Source organism: Bradyrhizobium sp. NAS80.1 (genome assembly GCF_001908205.1).
In the GTDB taxonomy this organism is placed as follows: Bacteria; Pseudomonadota; Alphaproteobacteria; order Rhizobiales; family Xanthobacteraceae; genus Bradyrhizobium.
This window is the reverse complement of the sequence record NZ_LGHL01000008.1, coordinates 22,114-30,943: the sequence shown is the minus strand read 5'-3', so window position 1 is coordinate 30,943 and position 8,830 is coordinate 22,114. Positions and strand designations below refer to the sequence as shown.

7 protein-coding genes are annotated in these 8,830 nt (G+C 62.4%); all 7 read right to left on the bottom strand.

Features of this window, described 5'->3' with window-relative positions:
• Nucleotides 1–261: 261 nt before the first annotated feature.
• Nucleotides 262–3,579, bottom strand: a complete 3,318-nt coding sequence (locus AC629_RS02485; protein WP_084803191.1) for an AAA family ATPase — start codon at nt 3,577–3,579, stop codon at nt 262–264.
• A gap of 285 nt (nt 3,580–3,864) precedes the next feature.
• Nucleotides 3,865–4,308 (bottom strand): hypothetical protein, encoded by a 444-nt coding sequence (locus AC629_RS46450; RefSeq protein WP_168195370.1) that lies wholly within the window; start codon nt 4,306–4,308, stop codon nt 3,865–3,867.
• A gap of 192 nt (nt 4,309–4,500) precedes the next feature.
• Nucleotides 4,501–4,848, bottom strand: coding sequence for an FmdB family zinc ribbon protein (locus AC629_RS02470; RefSeq protein ID WP_084803189.1), 348 nt, complete (start codon nt 4,846–4,848; stop codon nt 4,501–4,503).
• Between the two features lie 93 nt (nt 4,849–4,941).
• Nucleotides 4,942–6,171 carry a formamidase gene (fmdA, locus tag AC629_RS02465; protein WP_084803188.1) on the bottom strand — a complete coding sequence of 410 codons (1,230 nt, stop codon included), beginning with the start codon at nt 6,169–6,171 and terminating at the stop codon, nt 4,942–4,944.
• Nucleotides 6,172–6,198: 27 nt separating this feature from the next.
• Nucleotides 6,199–6,888 (bottom strand): urea ABC transporter ATP-binding subunit UrtE, encoded by a 690-nt coding sequence (urtE, locus tag AC629_RS02460; protein ID WP_084803187.1) that lies wholly within the window; start codon nt 6,886–6,888, stop codon nt 6,199–6,201.
• Between the two features lie 10 nt (nt 6,889–6,898).
• On the bottom strand, nt 6,899–7,654 hold the full coding sequence (gene urtD, locus AC629_RS02455; RefSeq protein WP_084803186.1) for an urea ABC transporter ATP-binding protein UrtD: 756 nt from the start codon (nt 7,652–7,654) through the stop codon (nt 6,899–6,901).
• A gap of 10 nt (nt 7,655–7,664) precedes the next feature.
• Nucleotides 7,665–8,798 (bottom strand): urea ABC transporter permease subunit UrtC, encoded by a 1,134-nt coding sequence (urtC, locus tag AC629_RS02450; RefSeq protein WP_084803185.1) that lies wholly within the window; start codon nt 8,796–8,798, stop codon nt 7,665–7,667.
• Nucleotides 8,799–8,830 lie beyond the last annotated feature (32 nt).

The following is an 8,830-nucleotide window of genomic DNA, read 5'->3' as shown; positions in this document are numbered from 1 at the left end:
CAAAATATAGTTGTGCATCGCAACATGGCGAGCCTGAGGAACCGAGTCAAGAACCGAGCAGGCAATTTCGCGATCATCGAGGCGACTTGATCGCGGACAATGTCGCAGATGGGTCATTTTCGACGAATTTGGTGGGGATTGTCGGCTGGTCGACGTCCGCTTTATCCAGTTGGCGACTAAGCTCGCACGGCGGCGCAATATGTCGCGAAGGGCCAACAGCGGAAGTTCCATAGAGACCTTCGACCATGAGTGCCGTCATGGCTACAGCGCGTCAAGTAGGCTCTTGGCTTCCTGCAAGTCGAGTGTGTCGAAACCCTCGGTGAACCAGCCGTAGACCGGGGCGAGGAGATCGTGGGCTTCGGCGTTCCTGCCTCGGTCGCTCCAGAGCCGCGCGAGGCTTGTGGCAGCACGCAGCTCCAGCGTCCTCGCACTCTGTCCGCGGCTGACCTCGATTGCGCATCGAAAACAGGCTTCGCTCTCATCGTGTTGCCCGCACGCCGCAAGCAGCCGACCCCTAAGGCTGTGCATTTCGGCCTGCCACCAACGCTCACCACTCACCGCTGTCGAGGCGAGCGCATCCTTCAACAATTCGAGCCCTTCGTCCGGCCTGCCGAGATCCGCTTTAGCGCTTGCCAGAACGGCCAGCATGTAAGGTCTGGTGACACGGCGACCGGCCGAAAACAGCGCAAGACCCTGTTCCATCAAGGCGATACCCTGCTCGAGTTCACCGCCATCCGCGGTCGCCCAGCCCGCGAAGAACATTCCGGCGCCGCGCATCCCTGGAAACTCGTGTCCCTGCGATAGCTGGAGCAGTTCAGTCGCAATTTCATGGCAACTTTGCCTCTGGCGACCGACCTGAAGGACGATCGCACAGAACCACATTGCGATGGCGAGGCTGTATGGATGGGACAAGCTTCGAGCCAACGTGACGGCCTCCGCACCGAGGTTCATGGCCTGGTGAGGGTACCCGAAGAGCGCCATATTGATCGCCCTTTGGCCATGAGCGCACACACCGGGATCATGACCGCTGAACGCGAACGCGAGGGCATGATGCCGGGTGCAGTCGTATCCTGAAATGCCTTTTTGACAATGCTCGTCTGCGGCGGCCAAGTTGCCGCGCCAAAGCGACGTCGCCCACTTCACGTGATGGCCCTCAAGGACGAGATCATCAGCGCCCAAGCGCTGCGCAAGCCCGAGCAGCTCGTCGGCATGAGCGGCCGCCGCACGCAAGCGTCCGGAGTTCATCGAATAGTAGCAGAGGCCCCACAGCGCCTTGAACCGCGCCGCGCTGTCCTCGCCCGCCTCGAGAGCCACGGCGCGGCGATAGATCGCATCGACGTCCGGTGAACCGGGGCCCTTCACCATCACAAGGGCGGGCCCGAGCTTGACGCATAACTCCAGCTCCTTCGCTGCACGATCGGGTTTCTCGCCAAGCTTGCTTAAGAGGTCCAGCGCAAGGGAAAAGTGATGAATAGCCTCGGCGTGGCCCGAGCGCGCCATCGCCAAATCCCCCGCTCGTTGCCAATACTCGACCGCGGCATCACTGCGCCCGGCCTCTGTGAAGTGATGCGCCAATAGCTCCGGTTCGGCCGCAGCGGTGGCGGCAAAATCATCGCGTAACACTTCGCCGACGCGGCGGTGCAAAACCTGACGTCGACTCTTGAGCAAATTCTCATAAGCCGCATCCTGGATGAGCACATGCTTGAAGCGATATTCGGAGTCCGGCGGTAGACCTTGCACCAGCAGAATGTCTGCCTCGGCGAGCCGCTCCAGCGCCGTCTGAAGCGGCACGTCTTCGGTCCCGGCCACGGCGCGAAGGAGCCGATAGGAAAAGTCGCGCCCGATAACAGCGCCGATCTGCGCCAACTCGCGCGCTGGGCCAAGCCGGTCGAGCCGCGCCGTCAACAATTGCTGCAGGGTCGGCGGAATCGCCTGGATGCCCCCATGCCCGCCGCGCTCCAGCAAGAGCCGCGTCACCTCCTCGACAAACAGCGGCACGCCGCCGGTGCGCTCGGTCACGCCGTCGACCACTTCCCTTGGCAGCGCATGGCGGGCGGCAAGCTCGCCGACCATGTGACGCACCTGCGCGCGATCCAGCGGAGCCAGGGAGATTGTGCTGTGATGCGAGCGCATGCCCCATGGCGGCCGGAACTCAGGCCGGGCGGTGATGAGAACGAACAAGGGCGCCAGCGCGCCGCGTTCGGCAATGCCGCGCAATAGCTCGAGCGTGGTTGGATCAGCCCAATGCACATCTTCAAGTGCCAGCACAGCTGGCTGAGTGCGCGCGCCGGCCATAACCCAGTTTGTGAGCGCTGTCAGCTGTCGGCGCCGCAACACCTCCGGCTCTAAGGTCGGTGCACGGTCCTGCGGTAAGGGAATGTCCAAGAGTGGCGCGAGTAAGGGGGCATTCTCTGTCGGGTCGAGCCTGACCAGCGCCAGCGTATGCTCCAGGTCCGCGAGACGCTGCTCAGCGGGTATATCGGGGCCGCCGAAGCGCTGGCGGCCCCAATCGGCAATCGGGTGCAGCGGCGTGTTCTGCAGAAGCTGCGAGCAACTCCATTCGACCCAAGTGTGCGGCACCTCGCGCAGCCGGGGATGGAATTCCTCGATCAGGCGGGATTTTCCCAATCCCGGCTCGCCCACGATCATCACCAACTGACCGTCGCCCCGCCGCGCCCGCTCCCAGCGCCGCATCAACATCGCGATCTCTTCTTCGCGACCCACCAGCGGCGCGAGATGGCGCTGTCCCGCGCGGCGCCCGCCACCGCTTGCCCGCACCAGCCGGTACAGTGTCACCGACTCCGGCACGCCCTTAAGTTCATGGCTGCCGCGGTCCTCGACGACGAACAGACCGGCGACCTGGTGTTGCACCCGCGCCGTCACCACGACCGTACCCGGCTCCGCCAGCGCCTGCACCCGCGCCGCAGCGTTCGGCGCATCACCGTAAATCTCGCCCGCCGCATCGATCACGACCGCTCCGGTTTCAATCCCGATGCGCGCGTTAAGCGCAGGCTTGCCAGCACTGGCGTTCTTGCGGTTCACCTCGGCAAGTGCTCTTTGGATCGAGAGCGCAGCCCGCGCCGCCCGTTCGGCGTCGTTCTCCTGCGCGGCCGGATAGCCGAACAGCGCCATTAACCCGTCGCCCAACTTCTTGGCGACATGGCCGCCCATCTCGGTCACGGCGGTGGAGGCGGCATCGAGATAAGCGCTGACGAGGTCGCGCCACTCCTCGGCATCGAGCTGCGCGGAAATGCTGGTCGAGCCGACGAGATCACAGAACATGACCGTGACATAGCGGCGCTCACCGGTTGCCTCAGCCGTGGCGGAAACGGGTGAGGCCGCCGGCTCTTGTGTGACGTAAGTGGTAGCTGGCGCCGGCGGGGCTCCTGCCGCAGGTACGCCGGCCATCGCGGCAATCGCACGCAGCATTTTGCGGCGATCACCGAGAACGACGCCCAGTTTCTCCAAGTCCTGATCGGTCAGGTCGGGAAGGACGGAGAAATCAATGCGGTTTTCAGCAAAAAGTTTGGCGTACTCGGACATGCCGAGCTTTTCGAGCCAGTCGGCGATTTGTTGCATCGCGGCCCCCTACGGATTTTGCGCTATCCGCTCTGGACCGACAGGACCGAAAGTCTATCACGCGCGCCGACTTATTGCAGCCCCGCAGAAGGGGGCATGTCGGCTCAGGGTCAATCTCGACCGACTCTGCGGGTTTCGGCCGCCGTTCGATGTCTGCTCTTCTCCGAAACCGACCAGCTTACTGCGCGGCAACGAAATGACGCGAAGGGCCAGTAACAGACCTATCGAGCGCGGCAATGGGCCAAAGACGAGGTTCGCCCACCTTGGGTTGCCGTGCCAACAGCTTTATACTGCGAGAAGCGATTTGTGCGCCGTGACGTAGAACATCAACACGAAGCGGAGCAGCCTGATTACCAATTTTTCCGAACTCATGAATGGCGTGCACCGTGACGGCTTAGCTGCGCTGGGGTCTTGTATGGTCTTGATTACGAGTTCTACCGCCGTTTCCAACCGGGAAGTGAAGTCACCATAGACATGCTCGCTTCCCATCTTGAAGCGCTGCTCGACACTCTCAATCAGCTTCAATTGCGTCAGATTGTATTTCGCTTTTGGAAGAAGGCCTCCCGTAGTGAGTAAATGATTTCCATGTAGATGATGTCTTGCCAAAACGCCTCGATGGAATGATAGTGGCCCTATCTGCGCACGGGCGCCGGTTATGGTCGCCACCGCAAAGACAAGAAGCGCGGCGACGATGATCCCGTCGACCACCCCGCCATGGGTGGCCAGCACCGGGCTTCGCAAAGAATTCGTCGGCGAGCTTCTTGGCCGTGCTGTCAATGAGCCTTTGGCCCAGCTGCGCGAGTCTTCCGCCAATCTGGGCGTCACGTAGTCCCGCCGGCCGTTTCTGAAAGATTGATCACCGCGCTACCCTGGGGCTCGCCGCATGACGCACGTCCGCGTCGCACGGACCGATAGAGGGCACTAGTGGCTGATCATCCAAGGACGTGCCGTCGGGAAACTCTTGGCACCGCTCTTAGTCCTCGTCATGTGCCGCGCCGGCTTCTTCTTGCCCGTGGAGCAGCAACCGCAGCCGGGCCCATGCGACGCCTTGTATTGCGCGAGCGTCTGCGGCGCGTGCGTGCTGCGCTCGTTGACGGCGTGCGCCTTGCGCTTCTCCGCCGGCATGCAGAAGAAATTCGGCGCGGTCAGGATCACGCGCGGCGCGAGAGTCTCGCAGTGCGGGCACCTTTGCGGGTCGTCGCATTCCGCCATCGGGCGCAGATCCTTGAAAGGTCCGCAGTCGTCACAGAGATATTCATAGACCGGCATCGCATCATCCCACGCTCTTGCCTGTTCAAAATGATCCCGCGGCGGATGCGGGGCAGCAGAGAGGCGCCGTCCCGCATCCTTCTCACGCAGGGATTACTTGTCCGGCGATATCGGCATCTGGATATCGCCCTTGATGTGCTTGATGGGCCCCGCCGCCGACGGCATCACGTCGAAGTCGAAGATCTCCGTCGGCAGCCACAACGTGGCGCAGGCATTGGGGACGTCGACCACGCCGGAGATGTGGCCCTGGCACGGCGCCGTGCCGAGGATCGAATAAGCCTGCGCGCCGGAGTAGCCGAACTTCTTCAGATACTCGATGGCGTTGAGGCAGGCCTGGCGATACGCGATGTGCACGTCGAGATAGTGCTGCTTGCCGGCCTCGTCCACCGAGATGCCTTCGAAGATCAGATAGTCCTTGTAGTTCGGCGTGATCGGCGACGGCTTGAAGATCGGATTTTTGATGCCGTACTTGGCAACGCCGTCCTTGATGACATCGACCTTCAAATGCAGCCAGCCGGCCATCTCGATCGCACCGCAGAAGGTGATTTCGCCATCACCCTGGCTGAAGTGCAGATCGCCCATCGAGAGACCGCCGCCCGGCACATAGACCGGGAAGTAGATCTTTGAGCCGCGCGAAAGATCCTTGATGTCGCAATTGCCGCCATGCTCGCGCGGCGGCACGGTGCGCGCGCCCTCCGCACCGATCTTGGCTTTCGCGTCGCCCTTGGCGCGGCCGCCATGGGCGGTCGGCGCGAACGGCGGGTTGGCAAGGCCGGGCACGCGGGTCGGGTTGGTCGAGATCAGCTCAGCCTCGCGCTTGTTCCACATGTCCAGCATCTTCGGATCCGGCAGACAGCCGATCAGGCCGGGATGGATCAATCCGGCAAAGTTGACACCGGGCACGTGGCGCGACGAGGTGTAGAGACCCTTGATGTCCCAGATCGACTTCTGCGCGAGCGGGAAGTGGTCGGTGAGGAAGCCGCCGCCATTCTGCTTGGAGAAGAAGCCGTTGAAGCCCCACAGGCTCTCCTTGAGCGGACCGACGTCGAGCAGATCCACAACCAGAAGATCGCCGGGCTCGGCGCCCTTGACACCGATCGGGCCCGAGAGGAAGTGCACGATCGACAGGTCGATGTCGCGCACGTCGTCGGCGGAATCGTTGTTCTTGATGAAGCCGCCGGTCCAGTCATAGGTCTCGATAATGAAGTCGTCGCCGGGATTGACCCACGCCACGATCGGAATGTCCGGGTGCCAGCGATTGTGCACCATGTCATTTTCATAAGCCGACTTGGTGAGATCGACCTTGATCAGTGTCTCTGGCATCGAGATGCTCCCCTTTTACACGGTTGGTTAGACGGACAGATATTTCGAGACTTGCGCGGCATCGACGCTGTCGCGCGGATCGTCGCGGACGATCTCGCCATTCTCGATGACCAGGACGCGGTCGGCGATATCGAGCGCAAAGCTCAGGACCTGCTCGGACACGACGATCGACAGGCCGCGTTCGTCGCGGATGCGCTTCAGGGTCCGCGCCATGTCCTTGATGATGGAGGGCTGGATGCCCTCGGTCGGCTCGTCCAGCAGCAGCACCTTCGGCTTGGTCGCGAGCGCACGCGCAATCGCAAGCTGCTGTTGCTGGCCACCGGAGAGATTGCCGCCACGACGGCCCTTCATCTCGAGCAGCACCGGGAATAATTCGTAGATGCCGCCGGGCACCTCGGACTCGCCGGTGACCACGAGGCCGGTCTCGATGTTCTCCTTCACCGTCATGGTGGAGAAGATCATGCGGCCCTGCGGAACATAAGCGAGCCCCTTGGCGACGCGCTCGTAACTCTTGAGCCCGCCGAGCTCGGCGCCGTCCATGGTCATCGAGCCGCTCTTTGCCGGCAGGATGCCCATCAGCGACTTCATCAGCGTGGTCTTGCCCATGCCGTTGCGGCCCATGATCGCGACGATCTCGTTGGGCGCGACCTTGACGTTGAGGCCGTGCAGCACCTCGCTCTGGCCGTAAGCGACGTGAAGATCGGAGATTGCCAGCATCGTCGCGCTCCTAATGACCGAGGTAAACTTCGATGACTTTGGGGTCGTTCTTCACCTTCTCCATGGTCCCTTCCGAGAGAATCTGGCCCTGGTGCAGCACGGTGACCTTGTGGGCGATGTCCTCGACGAACTTCATGTCGTGCTCGATCACCAGCACCGAGCGGTTCTTGATGATGCGGTTGAGCAGCTCGGCGGTCTTGGCGCGCTCGGACACGCTCATGCCCGCGACTGGCTCGTCGAGCATCAACAGGTCCGGATCCTGGATCAGCAGCATGCCGATCTCGAGCCACTGCTTCTGGCCGTGGCTGAGCTCGGATGCGTAGGTGTTGAGCTTGTCCTTGAGGAAGATCATCTCGGCGACCTCCCCGACCCGCTCCTTCACCGGCTGGTCGCGCTGGAAGGTCAGCGAGCCAAACACCGTGCGGCCGCGCGGAAACGAGATCTCGAGATTCTCGAACACGGTGAGGTCCTCGAACACCGACGGCGTCTGGAACTTGCGGCCGACGCCGGTTTGGACGATCTCGTTCTCCCTCATTTTCGTGAGCTCCTGCCCGCGAAACTGGATCGAGCCGGAAGTCGCCTTGGTCTTGCCGCAGATCAGGTCGAGCACCGTGGTCTTGCCAGCGCCGTTCGGCCCGATGATTACGCGGATCTCATTCTCCTCCACATAGAAGGAGAGATCGTTGACCGCCTTGAAGCCGTCGAAGGAGACGGTGAGGCCGCTGACCGCGAGCAGGAATTCCTTGGGCTGATGTCCAACGAGCATGACGATCTCCTCACTCTGCGGGCGCGCCGTCGGCGACCGAATTGTCGTTCCAGCCCGACTTGCGTGATCCAAACAGCCGATCGACGCGCGGCTGGACGTAGTCGGCCCAGATGCCGGACAGTCCGTTCGGGAAGGCCAGCACAACCGCAATGAACAGCGCGCCCAAGCCGAACAGCCAGAGCTGCGGGAAGGATTCCGACAGCGAGGTCTTGGCGAAGTTCACCAGCAACGAGCCCCAGACCGCGCCGAAGATCGACATGCGGCCGCCGACCGCGGTGTAGATCACCATCTCGATCGACGGCACGATGCCGACGAAGGACGGCGACATGAAGCCGACCTCGAGCGTGAACATGGCGCCGCCGATGGCGGCGAAGATCGCAGCCGCACAGAAGGCGAAGATCTTGAAATTGGCGACGCTGTAGCCGGAGAAGCGGACGCGGTCCTCCTGCTCGCGCATCGCCACCAGGATGCGGCCGAGCTTGGTCAGGCGGATGAACTGGGCGGCGATGACGCAGGCGAACAGCAACACCACCTCGACGAAGTACAGGATGAACTTGGCGTGGTCGGTGCGAATATCCCAGCCGTGCAGCGTCCGCAGGTCGGTGATGCCGTTGACCCCACCGGTATAACCCTGCTGACCGATGATCAGGATGGTGAGGATCGCAGCGATCGCCTGGGTGATGATGGCGAAGTAGACGCCGCCCACCCGGCGCTTGAACATGGCGGCACCGATGATCAGGGCGAAGATCCCGGGCACCAGCAGGATCGCGACCAGCGTCAAGGGAAAGCTGTGGAACGGCTTCCAGAAGAACGGCAGCGCGGTGAGCTGATTCCAGTCCATGAAATCGGGAATGCCCGGCGTCGACTGGATTTTGGTGTTCTCGACGCTGGACGCCTCCAGCTTCAGATACATCGCCATGCAGTAGCCCCCTAGGCCGAAGAACACGCCCTGGCCGAGGCTCAAGATGCCGCCATAGCCCCAGCAGATCACCAGACCGATGCCGACGAAGGCGTAGGTCAGATACTTGGCGACCAGGTTGAGGCGAAAGATATCCAGCGACAGCGGCAGGATGACGAAGAGCAGCACGGCGAGCGCAAGGAAGCCGATCAGCTCTGAGCGATTGAAGAAGCGCGCGTTGATCATGACTGGGATGCCTGCCTGTTTCTACTTGCTTC

Bases quoted from the DNA above. Each gene is read 5' to 3' on its own strand.
- urtE (WP_084803187.1), bottom strand. From the start codon at position 6,888: ATGCTGGCAATCTCCGATCTTCACGTCGCTTACGGCCAGAGCGAGGTG.
- urtD (WP_084803186.1), bottom strand. From the start codon at position 7,654: ATGCTCGTTGGACATCAGCCCAAGGAATTCCTGCTCGCGGTCAGCGGC.
- AC629_RS02485 (WP_084803191.1), bottom strand. From the start codon at position 3,579: ATGCAACAAATCGCCGACTGGCTCGAAAAGCTCGGCATGTCCGAGTAC.
- AC629_RS02470 (WP_084803189.1), bottom strand. From the start codon at position 4,848: ATGCCGGTCTATGAATATCTCTGTGACGACTGCGGACCTTTCAAGGAT.
- fmdA (WP_084803188.1), bottom strand. From the start codon at position 6,171: ATGCCAGAGACACTGATCAAGGTCGATCTCACCAAGTCGGCTTATGAA.
- urtC (WP_084803185.1), bottom strand. From the start codon at position 8,798: ATGATCAACGCGCGCTTCTTCAATCGCTCAGAGCTGATCGGCTTCCTT.